Origin of the sequence: Bacillus amyloliquefaciens DSM 7 = ATCC 23350 (genome assembly GCF_000196735.1) — a bacterium.
Taxonomy (GTDB): domain Bacteria; phylum Bacillota; class Bacilli; order Bacillales; family Bacillaceae; genus Bacillus; species Bacillus amyloliquefaciens.
This window is the reverse complement of the sequence record NC_014551.1, coordinates 2,086,134-2,105,993: the sequence shown is the minus strand read 5'-3', so window position 1 is coordinate 2,105,993 and position 19,860 is coordinate 2,086,134. Positions and strand designations below refer to the sequence as shown.

Genomic DNA, 19,860 nt, shown 5'->3' with positions numbered 1-19,860 from the left:
CGGGGGCTTTTTTTAATAAAGCGGCCACATCACGCGGTGCGCTTGCTCAAACCGTTTCTCCGCCTCACGCCAATCCACGACATTCCACCATTGATCCACGTAAGCCGCGCGGTCGTTTTTATATTGTAAATAATAAGCGTGTTCCCACACATCCAAAGGGAGCAAAGGGATGATGTCCCATTGACTGAAGTGCTGATGCTTCTCAGCGGCCAAAATCTCCAGCCGTCCCGAGCGCGGCGCCCAGACAAGGATAGCCCAGCCGACTCCTTCGACTTTTTTCGCTGCCTGAGAAAATTGTTCTTTAAAAGCAGAATAGCTGCCGAATGACACATCAATCATTTGAAAGAGAGCGCCCGTCGGCCGTCTTTTTCCGTTTGGATTCATGGAAAACCAGAAAATACTGTGCAGATAATGGCCGGCGCCGTGAAATGCCAATTGCCGCTCCCAATGCGCCACTAAGTCGTACTGTTTCGTCTGGCGCGCGTTTTTCAGCTCAAGTTCAGCTTTATTCAGGCCGTCAACGTAGCTTTGATGGTGTTTTGTATGGTGAAGTTTCATAATCTCCCTTGAAATATACGGTTCCAGGGCGGAATAACTGTAAGGCAGTTTAGGCAGAACATGCTTGCCGATCGGCACATAGGCTCTGCGCTCCTCCGGCTCTTCCGATTCGGAAATGTCCCGGTAAAGAGCTGATGCCTGTTCGTACCATTCCGCCTCCGTTAATCCATCATCCTGAAGGGTGTGAAAAATCCGGTCGATTTGTGCCGCGAAGCGATCGAACCGCCCTTGCTGAATGACTTGTTCCTTCAAGGTTTCACACCAATTCAGCATCTCGGTTTGATAAGCGTGCCGTTTCATTTTTCTTCCTCCTTTTCACTCACTTTCATGAAAGTGCTGAGCGCAAGCAAAGAAAACACATACGGGTAGCTGTGATACTTGATGTAAAACTGCTTCGGAAGGCCGATTCCAGTCGGATAGGTGAAATGAGCTCCTTCGTAATGCCGGTTTTCAATAAGAAACGATATACCTTTTGTGACGGCTTGGTGATGAGGTTTTTCGTATTGTAGCAAAGCTTCCGCCGCCCACGCCGTCTGTATAACCGTCCCGTAAGAAAGCGGGACATAGGTTTTGATTTCTGCGCTTTTACAGGATTCTCCCCAGCTTCCGTCCTCGTTTTGAATGGACTTCAGCCAGCGGATCGCTTTTTTCACGGCCGGGTGGTTATGGCTGACACCGCAAGCCTTCATGCCCGTCAGCGCCGCCCATGTTCCGTAAATATAGCAGACACCCCATCTGCCGTACCACGATCCGTCCTCCTCTTGATGGCGGATCAGCCATTGAACGGCCTTTTCAACCTGGGGATGATCCGATGAAAGCCCCGCTTTTCCTAAACAGTGCAGCACCCGTCCAGTTAAATCGCTTGTTGAAGGGTCGATGGCAGCTTCCTCAGCCGATTCAAGCGGCAGCAGGCGGATCAGGGGATGATTTACATTTTTCTCAAAAGCAGAGAAGCCCCCGTCACTGTTTTGCATTGACAAAAGCCAGCTCAGTCCGCGCTCCCATGAGGCGGGATAAAGTTTTCGCGGGATGGCTTTAAGCACTGCGGCTGTGTCATCACAATCAGGATTATTCGTGTTGATGTTTGAAAAACCCCATCCTCCCGGTTCTGCATGCGGGTTGTGAACGGCCCAATCCGCTACTTTCGTCTGCTGCCGTTCACGCAAAAATCGAGCGGCGCTGGTGATCATCTGATCGTTATCTGAGATGCCGCTTTCCATAAGCGCATAGTTAAGAAGCGCTGTATCCCAAACAGTTGACGTTGAATTTTCCAGATACGGTATATTGCCGCAAGACGTGAGTAAAGCTTTCGTGCCGGCAAGCGCCTTTCTGATAACGGGGGAGTGGCGTGATACACCGAGAGCGAGCAGGCTGTACACCATAAAAATAGTGGCGCTTGCATAGCTGTACAATGTGCCGTCTTCTTCTATCCGGTCAAGCATATACGTTTTGGCCGTACGCAGACCAAGCTGGTGAAAAGCGGCAGGAATCTGCAAAAGCCGCTTCCAGTGTGCGAAAAGAGAAGCGAGGTCTCTGTCCTCTGCCTGATCGGAACGAAGCCATGTAAACGGATTTTTGGTCATATGCTGATCTAAATGCTCGAGAGACGGAACGTTTGGGTTTTTCAGCGAAAATCTTTTGTTTAGCGTCACAGCCATCGGAACAAAATGAATACGCGCGTATGTACTGAACTGATAAAAATGCAGCGGGAAGGATGGGGGAATCACTAAGAAAGATAATGGCAGGTGCAGTGCGGGCCATGGATATAGGCCGTTTGCCGCCAGCATCCACTTTGTCATGAAGTGTACGTTACGCAAGCCGCCGTTTGAGATGATAAAGCGTTCGGCCTGAATCATATGCGCTTCAGAACGGTTATATAAGCCGGAAGCCAGCAAGCCGACATAGCCCTGTACAGTGGCGGTCACATTTCCTTTCCGTTCATCAGGATAGTTGGCAAATGTTCCGTCAGGGCGCTGCTTCGCGCGGATGCCTTCAGCAAGCTCAGCGATCAGTTCTTTATCATTGTCTCCGAGAGAAGTGAGGAGGAGGATCAGAAAGGCGTTAGTCAAAATCGGACCTTCAAAACAAAATGACCATGAGCCGTCCGCATTTTGCTTTTCTCTTAATAGGGAGATGGTTTTCCTTTGGCGGCTTCTGACTTTTTCATGAATAGTGCTCACACTCGCTCAACTCCTTCAGAAGCATATATATTCATATGCAAATGGCGGCATGACAAAAGAAAGAAACTGCTGGCAGGCAGCAGTTTCTTGTTTTATCAATCAATCTTCCAGACTGATCCAGACGCTTTTCACTTCTGTATAATTATCCAGCGCATAAGAGCCCATTTCCCGTCCGAGGCCGGATTGCTTATAGCCGCCGAAAGGTGACGCCGCATCAAAAACATTGTAGCAGTTGACCCAAACGGTGCCGGCCTGTAGACGGTCAGCAATGTAATGGGCGTTTTTCACATTCTCGGTCCATAGTCCGGCTGCAAGGCCGTATTCCGAGCGGTTCGCCCGCTCAATAACTTCATCAACCGTATCATACGGAATGGCGGCTAAAACCGGGCCGAAAATTTCTTCTGTTGCGATGGTCATGCTGTCATCCACATCCGCAAATACGGTCGGGGAGACAAAATACCCTTCTTCAAACGGGCAGCTTCCGCCTGTGACAGCTTTGGCGCCTTCCGTTTTTCCTTTTTCAATATAAGAAAGCACGCGCTCATGCTGTTCCTGGCTGACGAGCGGCCCGATTTGGGTATCCTGATGAAGGCCGGCTCCTTGCCGAAGTGATTTCGCATATGAAACCATTTCGCTTACGACTTCATCATATTTGTCTTTGTGAATGAAGACACGGGAGCCTGCACAGCATACCTGCCCCTGATTAAACATAACCCCGTTTAAAGCGCCGGGAATGGCTTTTTTCAAATTGGCGTCAGGTAAAATGATGTTAGGTGACTTACCGCCAAGCTCCAGTGTTACGCGCTTAATATTTTTCGCGGCTTTCTCCATGATCTTTTTGCCGATTTCTGTAGAACCGGTAAAAGCAAGTTTATCAACATCGTCATGGTTGGTCAGCGCTTCCCCGGCTGTCTCGCCGAACCCAGGAACAATATTGATGACGCCGTCAGGGAAGCCCGCCTGATCTATTAATTCCGCTAAATAGAGGGCGGTCAGGGGTGTCTGCTCTGCCGGTTTCAAAACGATTGTGCAGCCTGTGGCAAGGGCGGCGCCCATTTTCCACATCGCCATAAGGAGCGGGAAGTTCCAAGGGATGATTTGCCCCACGACGCCGACAGGCTCATGGCGGGTGTAATTAAAATATGAGCCGGCGACCGGAATCGTTTGTCCGGTTATTTTTGTGGACCACCCGGCATAATAACGCATATGCTCGATTGCCAGCGGGATATCTCCATTCGTTGTTTCATTAATCGGTTTTCCGTTATCAAGTGTTTCAAGCTGCGCGAGTTCAGTTTTGTGCTCTTCCATTAAATCGGCAAGCTTATACATCAGCCTGCTTCTGGAAGCGGCCGGCATAGTGCGCCATTCGCCGTGATCAAAGGCTTTGCGTGCCGCTTTCACTGCGCTGTCAATGTCTTCAGCCTGTGCCTCGTAAAGCGTCATCAAAGTTTCTCCGGTTGCCGGATTTGGCGTGACAAATGTTGCTCCTGAAGCGCTCGGAACAAATTTTCCGTCAATATAAAGCTTCTTCGTGCCCTGTAAAAATGTTTCCAGCCTTTTTGTGATCTGCATCGTTAAAGAACTCATTCGTAACAAACCTCCCGAAATTTTTTATGGTCTGTTTTGAGCATCTTGATGTCCGCGCAAAGTAAGCGCATACAGTCATTCTATAATACAGACCCCGGTAAAATCAATTGATAACCGTTATTGCAATTCACAGGAAAAAACAGCTACAATAAGCTTATCGATGAAGAAAAGGAGTTTTACAGATGATTCATAATAATTGGCAGACAAAAGAAAGCGTCAAAAAAGTAAAATGCGTACATACAGATGCGAAAAAATATATTGTCAAAAACGTGCTGACGCCCGGCAAAGAGTACGAAGTCAAAAATGAAACAGAAGAGTTCATTTTTGTGGTGGACAATACAAATAAAGTCGGCGGTTTCTATAAAGAGTATTTTGAAGAAGTCTGAAGCTGAATGAATTTATTCGCACAGCTTCAGCGGGTGTAATCAGAAGAAGGCTGACACTGTGATGGATCAAATCTCAGATACCTATAAAGAAAGAACAATGATACGGATCGTTGATGTTTTGCAGAAACCGCGGCATTCAGAAGCCGCGGTTTTTTACCGTGAAAAGAAAAAACTGACTTTTCGAAAAAAATATGGTTTTCTTGAAACCTTTTCATCCGCTGAACCGTATTACTACATAACAGAGCACCTTTCGCGAAAAGGCTTATCTAATGAACGTTCTAAAAATGTAATCTGTTCGTAATGGTTTAAATGCCGCCTATGTCGTATTCTTATATAGGGATAAAGAACTTATTTTTTATGATTGTAATAAAACAATAGTATAGAAGCAGAAAGTGGGGTTCTTCATTGGGAATTTTTTCTGTCAGCAGATCAACCGACACAAAAAAGCTGGAGGCTTTGCTCGTTGAGGGAGAACGGATCGAAACGATTTATAAACTGCGGGTTGACCAAATATGCTTTACAAATAAACGAGTGATTTTCTTTGATAATAAAATGTTCTCCAAAAAGAAAGTGCGCGTCTTCCTTCCATATAAAACAATTGAAAGCTTCGCCATTCAAGAAGCTGGGATGTTTGATCCCGATACAGGTCTTGTTTTAATGACAAGAGGAAAAACATTCGAATTGGAATTTGCAAAAGAAACGGACTTGACCGAGGTTCAAGCCATCTTAACAAAATACTTATGCAGTTAAATATGACATAAAAGCCATCCGAATGCAGGCGGATGGCTTTTTTATTAGATAATGCTTGTTTTTCCGGAGTTCGAGTCAATAAGATCCGGATCAGCAATAGAACTGATGGGAATATAAATCGGTGCCAAATCACCATTTTCTTCACCGAATCCGTAGTTGATCTTATTGGATAAAAAATAATCGATTTGCTGATAGGGGCCGATCGTAATGGAAGAACCGCGGTCGGCCGCATTCACTTTAAAGCCCCCTACATTTACCAAAACCGGCGAAAACATCATAATGGGCCTCCTTTCCCGGCGGGAATTTTATCGCATGCTGACTCGAAGGTAGACGGAGAATCAATTTAATCCCTGTCATCCACTTTGCCGTTCGTGCCAAAAAAGCCGCTCGCATCCCCAAAATTCTGTCCGTATCCCTGATTCTTTTTATCAGAATTCTGCCATTCTGCCAGTAAATTTTGTCCGACATTCACCGCTGAAGCATTTTCAAAGGAATTAATTTTCAACATGAAAATATTAATATTGATATATGGAGTTGGTTGAACCACAGGCAAACCTCCTTTAATACAGGTGTATGCCGGCTGTTATGACCGTATGCTTAAACAGGGGGCGATAAAAATGGACTTCGACAAGATGAAGCAATGGATGGAAATGGCGCAAAACATGTCCGGCGGCGATTTTTGGAAAAACGTTTTTGATGATGAACAATTGAAATCATTTCAAAACGGCCATTCTAACTTTCCCTTTCAACAGGGAGATGGGCAAATGAGAAAGAATGAGGATGCTTTTCCTCTTATAGATATTGTGGAAACCCATGATGAGCTCCAATTTTTGCTGTATTTGCCCGGCTACCGGAAACAAGATGTTCAGCTGCTGTCCTACGGAGAGTATATTGTCGTAAAAGGCACGAGAAAATCCTTCTTCAATGAACAGGATTTTAAACAGAAGACCGGAAAATACGGCGATTTCGAAAAAAAACTCGACCTTCCTCATTCCGCTCAGGGAACGAAGGGAATGCAGGCGGTGTTCAAAGACGGAATTTTATATATATCAATTGCTAAACATCTGGGGGATGCAAGCCAAATCATTATCGAAGGCTGACCTTATTGGCGGTGCTGTCGATTAGATCTGTATCATCGATACTCATGATAGGGATAACGACAACGGTGCAATCTCCGCTTTGTTCACCGTACCCTTCATTTCTTTTATTAACGGCTGTGCGCCTCAGTATCACGGAAGAACCGGTGTTAAACGTCGCTCCGCCGCTGACACCGTTCATTTTTATATGCTCAAAGTTGATAACGGATGGAAAAAACATCATGATTCACCTCCTTTTTGTATACCATGTTTATATATTCGTAATGCAGGACGCATAGAACTTTCCAAGAGTGACGGGGAAAGAAGTGATTTTTCTTGAAAAAAATAATGAAAGAGCTTTTCAAAAAAGTATGTGAAGAAGAACTAGACAGGCTTAAGAAAGTAGAGCAACAGCTTGATGAGCTTCAGGATAAATGTCATCCTGAGCCGCAAACGATTGAAGGGGAAAAAACATATGTCCATATCGAGCGCGTCAAAGTGGACAAAGTCGTCTACAACATTGATTTTGAAAAGCTGAATATAGGAGAGCTGAGCGGAATGCTGAATATCGGCGCCACATACCATACGCCGGAGCATCAGCTCAAAAAAGCCTGCCCTGAAGAATTTCGGGACAACCAGCAAAATGATGCTGCAAAAGAAGAAAGACAGACAAAGCAGCCGGCCCCGAATGTCACGATCAGGGGGAGAAAGCACTGATCTCCATTGTTTCAGCCGCCTTTTTCGAGGGTATGTAATAACTGTGACTCTAGGAATACAGACGAAAAAGGAGATGCTGAATATGTCATTATCAAAAGAACAGCGGGACAGTCTTTATCATAAATTAATCGATTTAAAGGAAAGTCTTCAGGGAGAATCAAAAGAAAATCATTCAATGAGTGAAGACACAGGGGAACTGTCGAACGGAGTAGATAATCACTTAGCTGATCACGGAAGCATTTATTTGGACAGGGTCACGAATCAGACCTTGGATGAAGTCGATCAGAATCTTTTAGATGAAGTGAACGACGCCCTCGAGCGAATCGATAAAGGAACATACGGAATATGCGAAAAAACGGGAAAAGAAATTCCGTATGAAAGGCTTGAAGCCGTTCCGTACGCCAGAATGACTGTCGAAGCGCAGCGAGAAGCAGAGGGAGATGTGAAAACAGACGCTCCGTCATATGAAAGGGATTTCCACGAGCAGGTGAAAGACCTCTCAAATAAAGAAACCGTTGATCAAAAAAGCTCACAAACTTACGAAATCCTGGATCGCGAGCAGGATTCACAATAATATCAGCAGGTACATTCACATGTACCTGTTTTTTTATTCCATAAAAAAATCTCGGAATCGAAATAAAAACGTTGACTTTATATAAAAAAGAAAGTAACATACTATTTGTAAGTAAATATTAAAAGATTACCGGGAGGAATTTAGAATGTCTCAAGTATTATTTGTAAAATCAAGTGACCGTACGGCTGAAGAAGGCGTATCCGTAAAATTATACGAAGCGTTTTTGGCTGCTTATAAAGAAAACAATCCGAATGATGAAGTGATCGAACTTGATCTTCATAATGAAAACCTTCCTTACCTCGGAAGAGATATGATTAACGGAACATTCAAAGCTTCAAAAGGAATTGAAATGACAGACGAAGAGAAAAAACAAGCATCAACTGCTGACATTTACTTAAACCAATTCGTCAAAGCTGACAAAGTTGTGTTTGCATTCCCGCTTTGGAACTTCACAGTGCCTGCTGTGCTTCATACTTATGTTGATTACCTGTCTCGCGCAGGGGTTACTTTCACATACACGCCTGAAGGGCCTAAAGGTTTGATGGGGGATAAAAAAGTAGCACTCTTAAATGCACGCGGCGGCGTATATTCTGAAGGACCGATGGCATCTCTTGAAATGTCATTAAACTTCATGAAAACCGTTCTCGGCTTCTGGGGAGTTCAAGATCTGCACACTGTTGTCGTTGAAGGCCATAACGCCGCACCGGATAACGCTCAAGCGATCATTGAAAAAGGACTGCAAGAAGCGAAAGATCTGGCTGCAAAATTCTAATTTCCAAAAACTCTTGCGCCCTTTAGGGTGTAAGAGTTTTTTCTATTATATATAGAAGAAACTGGTGACAACTTTCGCAGTGATCTTATATTGATATATTGATATTTTGTCGAAAAAACAACTTTTATGGAGATAAAAGCATTTTTTACACAGAAAAAAGGTTTTCTGTAAAAGAATTAACCCTCTTGCCAAAATACGACTGATGGTGTAGGATATAAGAGAAGCTACAGTGTTCGTATTGTTAATTAAGTTTTAACCTTTAAGCTGTAATAGGGAGTTTTATATCGGAGCCGGAATGTCATGCCTCCATTGCAGAGGACGACAGGAACGCTTCTGCAAACACCCACTTTGAGGAGTGGTGGTTTAAAACTTTCTTACTTGCGTACGGCATACGTAGCGAAAGCCATTTCCCTTGCGGAGATGGCTTTTTATTTTGGAATGCCTATGAGCTTAACTCTTTATCAGTATGATAAAATGAAAGAATCAAAGACAAAGTGAGGTTTTACAACATATGCTGGATAAAGCCCAATCCCTTCTGGCGCATTATTTTGGCTACGACAGTCTTCGCGCGGGCCAAAAGCAGGCGATACAATCAGTTGCAGAGGAGAGAAAAAACACGGTCTGCATTATGCCGACGGGGGGCGGAAAATCAATCTGCTATCAGATTCCCGCACTTCTGTTTGAAGGTACCACTATCGTTATTTCCCCTCTTATTTCCTTAATGAAAGATCAAGTCGACGCGCTTGAAGAAGCGGGTATCGCGGCAGCTTATATTAACAGCACTCAGACAAGCCGGGACATTCATGAGCGACTGACCGGTTTGAAAGAAGGGGCTTACCGGCTCTTTTACATAACACCGGAGCGTTTGACTTCTCCTGAATTCATTCACATCCTGCAGAATATTACGGTTCCTCTTGTCGCCATAGACGAAGCTCACTGTATATCGCAATGGGGGCATGATTTCAGGCCGAGTTACCGGAATATTGAAATCCTTTTTAATGAATTAAAAGAACCTCCCGTCATTATCGCGTTAACGGCGACGGCTACGCCTGAGGTTCATGATGATATCTGCAAGCAGCTTCATATTCATAAAGAACATACTGTCTATACCGGTTTTGCCAGAGAGAATTTAACGTTCAAAGTAGCAAAGGGCGAAAACAAAGACCGTTTTATCGAGCAGTACCTGGACAGAAATAAACACGAAGCCGGCATTATATATGCAGCGACCAGAAAAGAAACCGACCGTATATATGAGAAATTAAAACGCAGCGGCATTAATGCCGGCCGTTATCACGGCGGATTGGCAGATGATGACAGAAAAGAGCAGCAGGAGCGGTTTCTTAACGATCAGATACAAGTAATGGTTGCCACGTCAGCTTTCGGAATGGGAATCGACAAGAGCAACATCAGATTCGTTCTCCACGCACAGATTCCAAAAGATATGGAGAGCTATTATCAGGAAGCCGGACGGGCCGGGCGCGACGGTCTCGATAGCGAGTGCGTGCTCTTGTTTTCTCCGCAGGATATTATGGTGCAGCGCTTTTTAATAGACCAATCGGCAGCCGGAGAAGAAAAACAAAAGCAGGATCTCAAAAAACTGAGACAGATGGTGGATTACTGTCATACGGAAGATTGCCTGCAGCGGTTTATTCTGAAGTATTTCGGCGAGAGTGAGGCAGAAGCTTGCGGAGCATGCGGCAATTGCACTGATACAAGGACAGCCCATGACGTCACAAAAGAAGCGCAGATGGTATTGTCATGTATTATCAGAATGAATGAGCGTTTCGGAAAAACGATGGTCGCACAGGTGCTTAACGGGTCAAAAAATAAAAAAGTGCTGGAAAACGGCTTCAGCAGCCTGTCCACATACGGCATTATGAAGCATCAAACAACAGGGGAAATCAGTGATTTTATCGAATTCCTGATTTCAGATGAATATATCAGAATGGCGGACGGTACATTTCCGACGCTTATGGTCACACAAAAAGGCAGGGATGTTCTGCTTGGAAAGAGCGCAGTCGCGAGAAAAGAAGCCTTAGAGGCCGCCGCCGTTACCGAAAACGATGAATTATTTGAGATTCTCCGGCGTCTCCGCAAAGAGATCGCAGCGGAACAAGGCGTGCCTCCATTTGTCGTGTTCTCAGATCAGACGTTAAAAGAAATGTCGGCGAAACTTCCGAAAACAGATCATGATCTTCTTTCCGTAAAAGGGGTAGGGGAACAAAAAAGATTGAAATACGGAGCGCTTTTTTTAGAAGAAATCCGAAATTATGTAAGAGAAACAGAGTGAAAAAAAGTTTTTTTAGAGATTTACACATTATGTTTTCCGGTCGCAACGGAAAAATCAGAAGCTTGAAACCCCTTGCTGTATCAGGGTTTCAGCAAGACTTACCAAGCGAGAGAAATGTTTCATGTAAAGGAACTGTAATCTAAATCAAATCGTTTTGTTATTGAACTGACATTTTCATATGTTACGATATCACCTGTTAGCCGCCAATAAAAAGCTAACAAGGGAGGATTTACTTATGAAGAAGACGATTATGTCCTTTGTGGCAGTTGCAGCAATTTCAACAACTGCATTTGGAGCTCACGCTTCTGCAAAAGAAATCACGGTGCAAAAGGGTGATACGCTCTGGGGGATCTCGCAAAAAAACGGAGTGAACCTAAAGGACCTAAAAGAATGGAATCAGTTATCTTCTGATTTAATCATTGAAGGAGAGAAACTGACTATTTCTTCAGTAGAAACAACCACATCTGGGCAGTACACAGTGAAGCAGGGCGACAGCCTCTGGAAAATTGCTCAGAAATTCGGAACATCAGTCAACAATCTGAAAAGCTTGAATAACTTGCAATCAGATATCATTTACGCAGGCACAACCTTAAAGGTAAAAGGTCAGGCTCAGGCTGCACAGCCGGCTCAAGAAGCCAGCCAGCCGCAAACTGAACAAAAACCAGCTGCAGAGACAGCACAGCCAAAACAAGAAGCTGTCCAAAAAGAGCAGCCTAAACAAGAACCTGTTCAAGAACAACAACAACCTAAACAAGAAGCGAAGGCTGTCGAAGCAAAACAGCAGCCTGTTCAATCAAATACAAACCAACAAGAGCCTAAAAAGCAGCTGACAATGACTGCAACTGCTTACTCTGCTAACGACGGCGGCATTTCCGGTGTAACGGCAACCGGAGTTGACTTAAACAAAAACCCTGATGCAAAAGTCATCGCGGTAGACCCAAGTGTCATTCCGCTGGGCTCTAAGGTTTATGTTGAAGGTTACGGAGTAGCAACAGCAGCAGATACAGGCGGCGCAATTAAAGGAAATAAAATTGACGTATTTGTTGCAAAGAAAAGTGACGCTAACAACTGGGGCGTCAGAACAGTAAATGTTAAAGTATTAGACTAGTTTCATATAGAGAGTGAAGGACACAAGGCAAAATGCCTTGTGTTCTTTTTTCTTCCCTTTTTTGTCTGTGTATAATCGTTATATGCTGAAAAAGAAAAAGCGTTCCTCGAATATGATATGGAGACAATGATTTTGAAAACGGCATCTGAAGGGATGATTCGAATGGAGCCGGAACTTATATTTTTATGGAATGCCTTCACAGAATCACCGATATTTCAAGCAGGTATATGCACAGCTTGCGCCATTGTGCTGGTCATCGGATTGTCTATGCCAGCTCTGAGGATGTTTCAGGCGCTTGAAAGAGGGAAGGGAAGGCCCGCCGTTATTGAAAAGGTGAGACACACCGGCGTAACGATGAATGGCAGGTGCGGGCTTGTTCTCCTTTTAGACATGAAAAATCAAGACGGAACGTATGATAAACGCGAACTGGCACATGCCGTGTGTCATGAAGAAATCAGCCGTTTTTATGAAGGAGCGCCCGTATGGGTGATGCCAGCGGCTGACGGCCGGTTCAAGATCGCTCCGCGCACGCCGGGGCATTAACACAAAAAGACGGGAAAGCAGCCCCGTCTTCTTGTGTTAATGCTGGTCGATCCATATCCGTCCGCCTTCTGAGCCGGCTTCTATCCTGCATGTTCCTCCGATCGGGAATGTCATCAGAGGTGTGGTATGGCCGAAATCAGCATTTGCGATAACGGGCATGGACGACAGTTCTTCTTTCGTACGGATGACGGCACGCAGAGCCTCTTCAGACACATTTGAAGCATGCTGGAACCGTCCGATAACAATTCCTTTCACGGCTGAAAAAGCGGGGAGATGGATGAGTGACTGCAAATCCCGATCAAACATATGAATGTTAGACATATGATCATCTTCTATAAACAGAATTACTTGTTCCATCTCGGGAAAGTATTCCGTGCCTTGCAGAAGATTCAGGGTGCATAGGTTTCCTCCGATCAGTGTTCCTTCCGCATAACCGGATTGAATGACGAGCGGTCCCGGATTCCGATAAAAACGTCTGTCCTCCTGGTCCATATACCATTTGTCATCGCTCCACTCGGCTGAAGGCAGTACTTCATACGGAGTGTCAGAAGCACAGCAGGCTAAGAAAGAGTCAATCGTATAGTCCAATCCTTTTTTCATGGCGAATGAAGAAAAATGGGGGCCAGAATATGTAACAAGCCCGGTTTTTTGATAAATCGAATGGCCGAGGGCGGTAATATCTGAATAGCCGCAAAGGATTTTCGGGTGCCGCTTGATGATTTCATAATCAAGATAACGGAGCAGCTGATTTGATTGGAATCCGCCGAGTGTCGTCAAAACGGCTTTGATGTCAGGATCAGCGAAAGCTTCGTGCAGATCCCGGACACGCGATTCAATGGATGATGAATCAAATTCATTTATTTCTTTCGCATACTCTGAAAAAGAGACACAAAAACCCAGCTCCTCCAATTTTGTCTTTGCGGCATTTATATTTTCTTCTGACATGACGGACATGCTTGTTGCCGGAGAAACAATACGAATGCCGTCACCTTTTTTCAATTTTTCCGGGTACAAGAAAAAACCCTCCTCTTATGGTTTTATCTATTACACCATATAAAAGAGGGTTTTTCTATTGTTTTTTACAGGTCGACCCATTTAATGCCGCCTGATTGCGTATCATTGTCAATCCAGACATCAAACTGATGCTTCTCATAAAAATGAATGAGTCTGTCGACATGATCCCAATCACGCTTAGCAATATCACCCGTCACTTTCGGGATATTCTGCTCTCTGGCGATATGTTTTAAAAACTTCATGCAGATTGAGCCGTATCCGTGGTTTGGCGGGCCTTTAATGTCCCCGATATGAATGGCATTTTCATAATAGGAAGCGATCAGTGAAAAACATCCTCTTCCCAGGTAGGCTGATTCACAATCAGTCAGCATAATCTTACATGTTTGGCCATCATCAATCGAGGAAACAATGATCCAATCGTCATTGTTCGATTGATCAATACCAAGCACTCGCGCGTCTTTAGATACATCTTTCAGATTTTCCCGCATCCTGAAAATCTGAAATTCAAGCTTATGAAGTTCTTTTTCCAGCTCTTTCTGGTCTCTTTCTTCTGCAGTAAACAAATTCATACTCCTTTCACAGTGCAAAACATCTTAGTCAAACACAAGTATCCATTGTAGTAAATGATGTCTTGGTTTGTAAATGGGTTTTGCAAAAACTTTTCTTAGAAAAGTCTGCCGTGTATATGTGGATTGACGTTTTTAAAGCCGCCAGGTTAGGGAAAGGAACAGTGAGCAGCGGAAAAAGGAGGAATCTATAATGGCAATTGACTCACTCATCGGCAAATTGAAGTACGTGATGACGGAATCTCCTGATAAAATGCTCTCCTTATATGTAAACACGGATATGAGAAATCCGGACCAGCAGGGGGAAGAGTGGAAAATCGCCTTAAAAACCGGTTTTCGGAGATTAAAGGAGTATCTGTCTGCCAGTGATCCGGAAGAAGAAAAATCTCTCGTCCGCATCATGGAACGTGTCTATCAATATATTGATGGGCTCGGTAAAGAGATGCCGCGAAGTCTCGTATTTTTTGCATCTGGAGAAGGCGGTATCTGGGAGACGATTGAATTGCAGGTGCCTGTTGAAACACGGTTTTATTGGGAAGAAACGGCTGTTCTTGACCAATTAGAACATCTTCGTGAACAATATCCGAGCACGGCTTTTATTCTCACACAGCAGAATGAAGTGAAGATCATAGAAACAGTACTCGGAAAGATTGAGGGTGTGGAGCATTACCAATACGATGTCATCAATGAATCGTGGAAACCGCAGGATGTAAGTGAAAGTTCCGCATCGATGGACGAAGACGCTGCCAAAGCCCATGTCGAAGAAAACCAAAAAAGGCTGTATAAACGATTGGCTTCAAACCTTGATCAAAAGGCCGCATCACACAAATGGGAGCGTCTCGTAATCGCGGGGGATAAGGAAACAGCCGATATTCTCGATCACCATATGAACAAACCGATTGATAGAATCATCCAAAAAAATCTGCTGAATGAAAATGAGCATAAGGTCATAGAAGAACTGTTAAAGGAAGCGTAATAAAACGAAAGGCCGGGTTTCTTAAGACCCGGTCTTTTTAGGGCTTAAGTTTGTCTAATTTCTGACGAAGCGGGCGAAACCGTTGACATCAAAGCTGAATTCTCATACCATTTGGATAGTCAGTAAAATTGAGAGAGGTCATAAGATGAACCAGACAGAAAACAAACCTAAAAGTTATACCGGTATCGTGCTGACATTGACCGTTCTGATCAACGGGTTAATTGCGGTGCTGTTTTTTATGCCGAAATCGGGTGAGGTCAGCATAGCCAATATTCATATTCTGCCAATGTTAAATGCTATTTTTAACAGCTTTACTTTTATCTTTTTGCTGGCAGCGCTCTTTATGATTAAGCAAAAAAACATTCAGGCGCATAAACGCTTTATTTTAGCGGCGTTTACGACGACTCTGCTGTTTTTGATCTGCTATGTCGTGTACCACTCGATAGCTGAGAACACTTTATTCGGCGGTCACGGCATTATTCGCGGAATTTATTTCTTTATTTTGATTACGCATATTTGTCTTTCCGCCATTATCGTGCCGCTTGCGCTGTTTACGCTGATCAGAGGCTTCAGCATGCAGGTGGAGCGTCACAAAAAAATCGCCAGATGGACGATGCCGCTCTGGCTGTATGTCAGTCTGACGGGTGTCATTGTATACTTAATGATATCGCCGTATTATTAAAAAAACCGTGCTCTGCGCGGTTTTTTTATTGAAAAAAGGCGCCCTCATACAGGGCGCCTTTTACTCTTCAAGCGTTTCAAGTGTTGTTACATTTAAGGATTGTTCAACGGTTTTGGTTTTTGCTTTTACTTTTTCTGCGTACGTGTAATCACCGTAGCAGTAGGGATAACGGAAATTGTCTTTATTCCCTCCGCAAGTGTATAATTTCGGATTCTTTTTGACCTGCTGCTCGGAGTATTGTTTTGCCAGTTCCTCAGTATGCGATCCTCCATGTTCAGCCACAAAATCAATATAGCCGACTCCCATGTTGTAGCTTTGTATAATCGTATCCAAATCTACGCCTTTTTTCTTGCCTGCTTGATACATGAGAGTGAATTGTTTGATTCCCTGTTTGATACTGGTTTGAGGGTTTTTAATTTCATTTCGCTTTAAACCCAGAGATTCTGAAGACTGCATGGGATCGTTTCCTCTTCCTTTTGACTCCTGATATATCATGCCGAGTACCAGCGATGTATATTTGGTGAGTCCTTTTTCATCCAGCTCGTCTTCTACGAGCGGTTTGTAATCTGTCAGCCGTTCAAGCACGATCGGTTTGACATCAAACGGAAGACTTTTGAGCAATTCATTATTTGAAAATAACAGGATGAGAAAGAAGGAAACCATGACAAAAACACATATCATCATAAGACCCGCGGCAGCGAAACAGCCTTTTTTCTTTTTCTCCACTGTGTTTCACCCTCAATTTCAGGAGCATTATGACTTTTTCATTATGACACAGATAACCGCGCGAAACCAAGCAGAAACCCGTATTTGAAACATAAATTTAAAATAACGGTTCTTTTGCCAGGCGCAGGATGTATCAGCATCAATTGACATTTGGTATAATTGGGCTACTTAAAAAAAGAAGGGTGAGGTATATGACTGAATTTCACGAATCCGGAAACAAGAATGACCCCGCTGTCGATTTAGATGAGGAAACATTATTTTTGGTTGCCCAGACCTTTAAGGCGCTGTGTGATCCGACAAGAATCAGAATCCTCCATTTACTGTCACAGGGTGAGCACGCGGTAAATGATATCGCAGAAAAGCTGAATTTGCTGCAGTCCACCGTTTCTCATCAGCTGCGTTTTCTTAAAAATCTGCGCCTCGTCAAATCACGGAGAGAAGGCACATCCATTTATTATTCTCCTGAGGATGAACATGTGTTAGATGTGCTTCAGCAAATGATTCACCATACGCGGCACGATTAAAAAACATCCCTGCTTTTTAGACAGGGATGTCAGCCGTACTGACCGTTATTGGTTTGGTCTCTGCTCGTTTTTAAAACATAAAAAGAGAATCCGCTGTAATAAACAGCAATGAAATAAAAGACACTGATGGTCAGCGGATCTGCGCCGACCGTTTGGCTGTACGCCTCCGGATGGGTGAAATCCGCTGTGACTCGGTAAATTTCAATAACCCGATAAACAAACCTCGAGATGAATAACGTTAATAGAATAAGTTCAATCCACAGATGAGTGCGAAAATACATTTTTCCGCGGCGTTCTTCAAAAGAAAGGTTCCGTTTGGCAAAAAGGACCAGAAGCCAGCCGCAAAAAGTTCCGAATATCAGATGGCCGTATAAAGCCGGGTGTGTGATGCTGAAAAACGCCAGAGCGGCGGCCAGCAATGAAAACAAAATCATTCTTGTATAAAGCCAGCGGGGCTTCAAAGGCTGAAAGCCGACGGACCGTTTCACCTTTTTATACAGAAAAAAGGCAATCATTAAGACAGGGCAGATGCTTTGAAGTGTGATATGCATGGTGCGGAACTCCCCCTCCGTTGAGTAGTGTATGCTTATCCGGCTGGTTTTAGTAGTCTGATTTATTCGCAGGCTGAAAGCATCTTTTATCACAGTATGCGCGTTTCTTTTTTTGGTATAAGAGAAGCGCCGCGCCTTTATCAGGATTTAAACAGAAAGTTCTTGAAAAACTAATGGTATTAGTTATAATAAAACTAACACTATTAGTTTTTAGGGGGATATTGATGAGAATCTTACAATACGGAACCGTTTGGCAACTGACCTTTTTTCCTGCGCTTTTCCCGGTGAATTGTTATTTGGTTGAAGAGGAAGAAGGAGTAACCCTGATTGACGCCGGACTGCCCAACAGTCATAAAGGAATCAAACAAGCATTACAGAAGCTTAAGAAACCGCTGAATAACATCTTACTCACCCACGCGCATGGAGATCACGTCGGTTCGCTTGACTCATTATCCGCGGAATTTCCGGATGCTTCCGTCTATATTTCTGAACGGGATTCTTTCTTGCTGAAAGGTGACACTGCTTTATTTGAGCATGAAGCACAAACGCCGATAAAGGGAGGAGTGCCGAAACATATTCAGACCGAGCCTGATCATCTGCTGAAAGGCGGCGAGCGGGTCGGATCTTTGCTTGTCATTCCCGCCCCCGGGCATACGCCGGGAAGCCTCGCTTTTAAAGATCTGAGAAACGATATGCTGATCGTCGGAGATGCTTTTCAAGTACGGGGAGGCCTCGCTGTTTCAGGTAAGCTGAAATGGAGATTTCCGTTTCCGGCTTTTGCTACATGGAATAAAGAAGAAGCTGTCAAAACCGCAAGAACACTTATCTCTCATAAACCAAGCATTTTGGCCGCCGGGCATGGAAACGTTCTCCACAATCCCGCTGATTTGATGGCTGAGGCGGCTGATGAAGCCGAACGCAGCCTGCCGGGAGGCCGATCATAATGTCGCCGAGAGTCGGAATGAGCCTTGACATGATTATCGGAGCGGCATCAAACATTGCTGACGAAAAAGGGCTTAACGAAGTGACGCTTGCGGCGGTAGCAAAGTCCTTAAACGTAAAACCGCCTTCCCTTTATAATTTTGTCGATGGTCTTCATGGAATTAAAACAGAGCTGGCCGTCTCCGGTTTAACCATGTTATATGAAAAAATGGCGGCCTCCTCAGCAGGCCTGTCAGGTGAAACGGCTTTGCTCGCTCTTGCTGATGCCTATATCCATTTCGCCGAAGCCAATCCCGGATTATATGAAGCGACATTTCAAAAAGTAAAAGACGGCCGAATTGAGAAGCTGTCCAGCCTGCTTGTGGATCTTGTTGTCAGGCAGCTGACAGCAAATGGTTATGCACGTCCCGAAAACGCAATCCATGCCGCAAGAGGACTGAGAAGCCTTCTTCACGGCTTTGCCGTGCTAAGAAAACAGAGTGCATTTGAATTAACGGAATCAATTAAGGAAAGCCGGAAGTTTGCCGTTGTTGCTTTTTTAAGAGGTTTACAAACGAGTGAACAATAATAATATTATGTAAACTAATGAATAAAACGGATTATCCAAAAGGAGGGACAAATGGATTCATTACAGCACCTCATTTGTGAACGGCGCACGTATTCACATATTTTTGATTCTCATACTCACTCCTACTGTCAAATGCTCTTTCCGCTTGAAGGACAGCTGGACTTGGAGACAGAAAGCTGTGAGATTAGATTAAAACCGGATCAAATGCTGTATATTCCGCCCGGGCATGAACACCGGTTCCGTTCTTTGGAACGAAATGAATGTCTCGTACTTGACATGCCGGCATATTTTTTAAAAGGATCATTTGAACCCGGCGTTATCAATAAGCTTGATTCTTTTTGGGCATCAATTCGGTTTCTGCTGACAGAAGAGACAAAGCAGCAGTCGGTTCATTCATTGAGTCTGCTCGCAGAATATATTGCTGAAAAGATGCAAGAAAGCGCTGCGAATGATTCAATCGCGTATATCCGCCGAAATCTCTCAAAGACATTTACAATCAAAGAGCTCGCCGCAATGGAACATTACCACCCGGCTTATTATTCCGACTGGTTTAAAAGGCAGACGGGGAAAAGCCCCAAAGCTTATATTGCCGAGCTTCGGATGAAGAAAGCGGAGCAAATGCTTATTGAAACAAAAGACCGGCTGACAGACATCGGGTATGAGGTCGGCTTTCAAAATTTGTCTTCCTTTACCAGATGGTTTGTCAGACATAAGGGAATAACGCCGCGCGCTTACCGAAACACCTTTCAAACGGATAAATAAACCCGAAG

26 protein-coding genes and 1 other RNA gene are annotated in these 19,860 nt (G+C 44.2%); 17 read left to right on the top strand and 10 right to left on the bottom strand.

Annotated elements, in window-relative coordinates; all coding sequences use genetic code 11:
* Window positions 1–12: 12 nt before the first annotated feature.
* The 3 genes from BAMF_RS30700 to BAMF_RS30690 form a co-directional block, all read right to left on the bottom strand.
* Window positions 13–858 carry a superoxide dismutase gene (locus BAMF_RS30700; RefSeq protein ID WP_013352528.1) on the bottom strand — a complete coding sequence of 282 codons (846 nt, stop codon included), beginning with the start codon at window positions 856–858 and terminating at the stop codon, window positions 13–15.
* Complete coding sequence (locus tag BAMF_RS30695; RefSeq protein WP_013352527.1) at window positions 855–2,738, bottom strand: terpene cyclase/mutase family protein; 1,884 nt, start codon at window positions 2,736–2,738, stop codon at window positions 855–857. Before BAMF_RS30695 ends, BAMF_RS30700 begins: the two co-directional genes overlap by 4 nt.
* Before the next feature lie 99 nt (window positions 2,739–2,837).
* Entirely contained in the window at window positions 2,838–4,325 is a 1,488-nt protein-coding gene (locus BAMF_RS30690; protein ID WP_013352526.1) for an aldehyde dehydrogenase family protein, read from the bottom strand.
* Between the two features lie 182 nt (window positions 4,326–4,507).
* Between BAMF_RS30690 and BAMF_RS30685 the strand changes: the two genes are divergently transcribed.
* The 3 genes from BAMF_RS30685 to BAMF_RS30675 all read left to right on the top strand — a co-directional run bounded on the left by BAMF_RS30685 (window position 4,508) and on the right by BAMF_RS30675 (window position 5,461).
* On the top strand, window positions 4,508–4,711 hold the full coding sequence (locus BAMF_RS30685) for a DUF6501 family protein (protein ID WP_007407979.1): 204 nt from the start codon (window positions 4,508–4,510) through the stop codon (window positions 4,709–4,711).
* 61 nt (window positions 4,712–4,772) lie between these two features.
* Entirely contained in the window at window positions 4,773–5,012 is a 240-nt protein-coding gene (locus BAMF_RS30680) for a hypothetical protein (RefSeq protein ID WP_232469738.1), read from the top strand.
* Between the two features lie 104 nt (window positions 5,013–5,116).
* Window positions 5,117–5,461 carry a PH domain-containing protein gene (locus BAMF_RS30675; RefSeq protein WP_003153783.1) on the top strand — a complete coding sequence of 115 codons (345 nt, stop codon included), beginning with the start codon at window positions 5,117–5,119 and terminating at the stop codon, window positions 5,459–5,461.
* Between the two features lie 44 nt (window positions 5,462–5,505).
* Here BAMF_RS30675 and BAMF_RS30670 read toward each other — a convergent pair whose 3' ends face one another.
* Both BAMF_RS30670 and BAMF_RS30665 read right to left on the bottom strand, forming a co-directional pair.
* Entirely contained in the window at window positions 5,506–5,739 is a 234-nt protein-coding gene (locus BAMF_RS30670) for a hypothetical protein (RefSeq protein ID WP_013352524.1), read from the bottom strand.
* Window positions 5,740–5,804: 65 nt separating this feature from the next.
* A complete protein-coding gene (locus tag BAMF_RS30665; protein WP_013352523.1) occupies window positions 5,805–6,008 on the bottom strand; it encodes a hypothetical protein in 204 nt (67 codons plus the stop codon).
* Between the two features lie 70 nt (window positions 6,009–6,078).
* Here BAMF_RS30665 and BAMF_RS30660 point away from each other — a divergent pair, with 70 nt between their 5' ends.
* The gene (locus BAMF_RS30660; protein ID WP_013352522.1) at window positions 6,079–6,561 is read left to right on the top strand and encodes an Hsp20/alpha crystallin family protein; all 483 of its coding nucleotides are present in this window, start codon (window positions 6,079–6,081) and stop codon (window positions 6,559–6,561) included.
* Here BAMF_RS30660 and BAMF_RS30655 read toward each other — a convergent pair.
* Window positions 6,548–6,781 (bottom strand): hypothetical protein, encoded by a 234-nt coding sequence (locus tag BAMF_RS30655; protein WP_014471901.1) that lies wholly within the window; start codon window positions 6,779–6,781, stop codon window positions 6,548–6,550. The genes BAMF_RS30660 and BAMF_RS30655 overlap by 14 nt on opposite strands.
* A 92-nt stretch (window positions 6,782–6,873) precedes the next feature.
* On the opposite strand from BAMF_RS30655, the gene BAMF_RS30650 reads away from it, so the two are divergent.
* From BAMF_RS30650 to BAMF_RS30620, 7 genes are all read left to right on the top strand, one after another.
* Window positions 6,874–7,254, top strand: a complete 381-nt coding sequence (locus tag BAMF_RS30650) for a hypothetical protein (protein ID WP_013352520.1) — start codon at window positions 6,874–6,876, stop codon at window positions 7,252–7,254.
* 82 nt (window positions 7,255–7,336) lie between these two features.
* The gene (locus BAMF_RS30645) at window positions 7,337–7,828 is read left to right on the top strand and encodes a TraR/DksA family transcriptional regulator (protein WP_014470304.1); all 492 of its coding nucleotides are present in this window, start codon (window positions 7,337–7,339) and stop codon (window positions 7,826–7,828) included.
* Between the two features lie 145 nt (window positions 7,829–7,973).
* Complete coding sequence (locus BAMF_RS30640; RefSeq protein WP_013352518.1) at window positions 7,974–8,600, top strand: FMN-dependent NADH-azoreductase; 627 nt, start codon at window positions 7,974–7,976, stop codon at window positions 8,598–8,600.
* Window positions 8,601–8,818: 218 nt separating this feature from the next.
* Window positions 8,819–9,004: non-coding RNA, 6S RNA (gene ssrS / locus BAMF_RS40780), on the top strand.
* 107 nt (window positions 9,005–9,111) lie between these two features.
* Window positions 9,112–10,890 (top strand): DNA helicase RecQ, encoded by a 1,779-nt coding sequence (recQ, locus tag BAMF_RS30630; protein WP_013352517.1) that lies wholly within the window; start codon window positions 9,112–9,114, stop codon window positions 10,888–10,890.
* 235 nt (window positions 10,891–11,125) lie between these two features.
* Window positions 11,126–11,998 (top strand): 3D domain-containing protein, encoded by an 873-nt coding sequence (locus BAMF_RS30625; RefSeq protein ID WP_013352516.1) that lies wholly within the window; start codon window positions 11,126–11,128, stop codon window positions 11,996–11,998.
* A gap of 162 nt (window positions 11,999–12,160) precedes the next feature.
* A complete protein-coding gene (locus BAMF_RS30620; RefSeq protein ID WP_013352515.1) occupies window positions 12,161–12,541 on the top strand; it encodes a hypothetical protein in 381 nt (126 codons plus the stop codon).
* A 36-nt stretch (window positions 12,542–12,577) separates the two neighbouring features.
* On the opposite strand, the gene BAMF_RS30615 is transcribed toward BAMF_RS30620, so the two are convergent.
* A complete protein-coding gene (locus BAMF_RS30615; protein WP_013352514.1) occupies window positions 12,578–13,555 on the bottom strand; it encodes a S66 family peptidase in 978 nt (325 codons plus the stop codon).
* 65 nt (window positions 13,556–13,620) lie between these two features.
* Window positions 13,621–14,124, bottom strand: a complete 504-nt coding sequence (locus BAMF_RS30610; protein ID WP_013352513.1) for an N-acetyltransferase — start codon at window positions 14,122–14,124, stop codon at window positions 13,621–13,623.
* A gap of 190 nt (window positions 14,125–14,314) precedes the next feature.
* On the opposite strand from BAMF_RS30610, the gene BAMF_RS30605 reads away from it, so the two are divergent.
* Window positions 14,315–15,097, top strand: a complete 783-nt coding sequence (locus BAMF_RS30605; RefSeq protein ID WP_013352512.1) for a VLRF1 family aeRF1-type release factor — start codon at window positions 14,315–14,317, stop codon at window positions 15,095–15,097.
* Between the two features lie 145 nt (window positions 15,098–15,242).
* Window positions 15,243–15,779 carry a DUF420 domain-containing protein gene (locus BAMF_RS30600; RefSeq protein ID WP_013352511.1) on the top strand — a complete coding sequence of 179 codons (537 nt, stop codon included), beginning with the start codon at window positions 15,243–15,245 and terminating at the stop codon, window positions 15,777–15,779.
* Between the two features lie 60 nt (window positions 15,780–15,839).
* Here BAMF_RS30600 and BAMF_RS30595 read toward each other — a convergent pair whose 3' ends face one another.
* Window positions 15,840–16,505, bottom strand: coding sequence for a lysozyme family protein (locus BAMF_RS30595; RefSeq protein WP_014470309.1), 666 nt, complete (start codon window positions 16,503–16,505; stop codon window positions 15,840–15,842).
* 191 nt (window positions 16,506–16,696) lie between these two features.
* Here BAMF_RS30595 and czrA point away from each other — a divergent pair, with 191 nt between their 5' ends.
* Window positions 16,697–17,029: a Zn(II)-responsive metalloregulatory transcriptional repressor CzrA gene (gene czrA, locus BAMF_RS30590; protein WP_013352509.1), complete on the top strand. Its 333-nt coding sequence runs from the start codon at window positions 16,697–16,699 to the stop codon at window positions 17,027–17,029.
* A 29-nt stretch (window positions 17,030–17,058) separates the two neighbouring features.
* On the opposite strand, the gene BAMF_RS30585 is transcribed toward czrA, so the two are convergent.
* On the bottom strand, window positions 17,059–17,580 hold the full coding sequence (locus BAMF_RS30585; protein WP_013352508.1) for a hypothetical protein: 522 nt from the start codon (window positions 17,578–17,580) through the stop codon (window positions 17,059–17,061).
* 224 nt (window positions 17,581–17,804) lie between these two features.
* Here BAMF_RS30585 and BAMF_RS30580 point away from each other — a divergent pair, with 224 nt between their 5' ends.
* Genes BAMF_RS30580 through BAMF_RS30570 form a run of 3 tightly spaced genes read left to right on the top strand, consistent with a single transcriptional unit; the run spans window position 17,805 to window position 19,852 of the window.
* The gene (locus BAMF_RS30580) at window positions 17,805–18,524 is read left to right on the top strand and encodes an MBL fold metallo-hydrolase (protein ID WP_013352507.1); all 720 of its coding nucleotides are present in this window, start codon (window positions 17,805–17,807) and stop codon (window positions 18,522–18,524) included.
* Window positions 18,524–19,090, top strand: coding sequence for a TetR/AcrR family transcriptional regulator (locus BAMF_RS30575; RefSeq protein ID WP_013352506.1), 567 nt, complete (start codon window positions 18,524–18,526; stop codon window positions 19,088–19,090). Before BAMF_RS30580 ends, BAMF_RS30575 begins: the two co-directional genes overlap by 1 nt.
* A 51-nt stretch (window positions 19,091–19,141) precedes the next feature.
* Window positions 19,142–19,852 carry an AraC family transcriptional regulator gene (locus tag BAMF_RS30570; protein ID WP_013352505.1) on the top strand — a complete coding sequence of 237 codons (711 nt, stop codon included), beginning with the start codon at window positions 19,142–19,144 and terminating at the stop codon, window positions 19,850–19,852.
* The last annotated feature ends 8 nt before the right edge of the window (window positions 19,853–19,860 follow it).